Source organism: Moorena sp. SIO4A1 (assembly GCF_010672065.1).
Lineage (GTDB): Bacteria > Cyanobacteriota > Cyanobacteriia > Cyanobacteriales > Coleofasciculaceae > Moorena.
The window spans coordinates 1-1,815 of sequence record NZ_JAAHHX010000474.1; the positions used below are offsets into that span (position 1 = coordinate 1).

Annotated in this window: 2 protein-coding genes; both read left to right on the forward strand. The window is 43.9% G+C overall.

The window, feature by feature from the left end:
- The coding region (gene iscB, locus F6K53_RS39630) for an RNA-guided endonuclease IscB (RefSeq protein ID WP_293085488.1) at nt 1–808 on the forward strand (808 nt) is incomplete at its 5' end.
- A gap of 752 nt (nt 809–1,560) precedes the next feature.
- The coding region (locus F6K53_RS39635; protein ID WP_293085490.1) for a reverse transcriptase N-terminal domain-containing protein at nt 1,561–1,815 on the forward strand (255 nt) is incomplete at its 3' end.

A 1,815-nucleotide genomic window follows, 5' to 3' on the forward strand; every position in this document is an offset into this window, starting at 1 on the left:
TGAGATCTGGGTCGAAAGAGTTAAGTTTGACACCCAGAAAATGCAGAGTCCTGAAATCAGTGGCGTTGAGTACCAACAAGGGAAACTAGCAGGTTACGAGGTCAGAGAGTATTTGCTTGAAAAGTGGGGAAGAGAGTGCGCCTATTGTGGAAAGCAAAATGTTCCCTTGCAAATCGAGCACATTCACCCTAAGTCCAAGGGTGGAAGCAATCGCGTAAGCAACCTTTGTTTGGCTTGCGAAAAGTGCAATCAACGAAAAGGAAATAAACCTGTAGAGGATTTCTTGAAAAAGAAGCCGAAGCTACTCCAAAAGATTAAAGCCAAAGCTAAACAGCCATTAAAGGATGCGGCGGCGGTCAATGCAACCCGGAACAGACTAGTAAAAGTACTACAAGGCATTAAGCCTGTGATCACTGGAACCGGAGCACAAACTAAGTATAATCGGACAAAATTAGGGTTTCCTAAACAGCATTGGGTTGATGCTGCTTGTGTTGGAAATATTGAGACCTTAACGTTAAAAATCTCTCAGCCACTATTAGTAACCTGTAAAGGCCAAGGTGGCAGACAAAAAGCGGCACTCAATAAATGCGGTTACCCGATCAGACACAACCCATTAAAACCGATCAAAGGTTGGGTTACCGGAGATATAGTTAGGCATCAAAGATTAGGAGTAGGCAAGGTTACTCCCAGAAGCAAAGGAAGTTTTGGATTTACCCCGTTAGGAATGAAAGGTTACAAAAGCTGTAAGCCTCAAGATATATCGGCAATACACCGAAAAGATGGATACATTTACAGCTTTTACGGGTAACTACCGGAAATTACTGGGAATTAGCCCTCCTAGATTTTCCTGAAAACATTCCTCCCACCCCAGACAACCAAGGTCGCAAACCTAAGAAATCCAAGCTCTTGTTGATCGGAACTCCTAAACAGGTTCGCGATACAATTAATGCCCTGTATTCCCTTAAGTATGCATACCCCTGTGCGACTCGTTAGCTATAAAACTTTACCTTATAAGGGTTTGGGGGATTAGCTGCTTGGTTTACACAACCATGACAACTTGATAACCATGATGGTGAGAATCCATCCCTCGTGAAGTCCGAGTGACAGCCCTACCCTGGTGAATGAATTTGACAAACTCATTGACTAATGCAAGGGTCGAATAGTGAAGCACTACTAACCTAAGGTGGTGAACCTAAGCAGGCAAAGGACATATGGGTACGAGAGGAAGGTACACCTGAATCGTCGTCAGCGTAATGTAGCGAAATAGGCTGACACGCTACAGACAGAACAGTCAAAGGAGTAAGTTCATAAAGTTCGGGGACTTTATGAAGACTTCCAAATAAAACTCCCGGCGAATAGTACCACCCTAAATGTCCAAAAGAATGGTTATCAGGAACGAATTAACCCCCATAGATACTCTCAACATGGTCGATGGTTGAGTAGGTAGTCAACCGCAAGTTTGATGAGGGCAAGATTGAGTCAGAAGCCAATGCCTAGAGTAATGTCTAGGATATGCTGACGGACTCACGTCAAACGGAAAAGGTATGGTTGTAAGTAGTAATGAATAAGTCTAAAACTCGGGGGTTCGCCCCACAGTCGGAATGGAAGAAGGTCAACTGGCGAAAGCTAGAAATGACCGTCTTTAAGTTACAAAAACGAATATACCGAGCCTCACAACGTGGTAACGTCCGCGTGGTAAGAAAGCTTCAAAAAACTCTGATGAAGTCCTGGTCTGCCAAAATGATAGCGGTTAGACGGGTCACTCAGGAGAACAAAGGTAAAAAGACTGCCGGAATAGACGGACAAAAAGCTTTA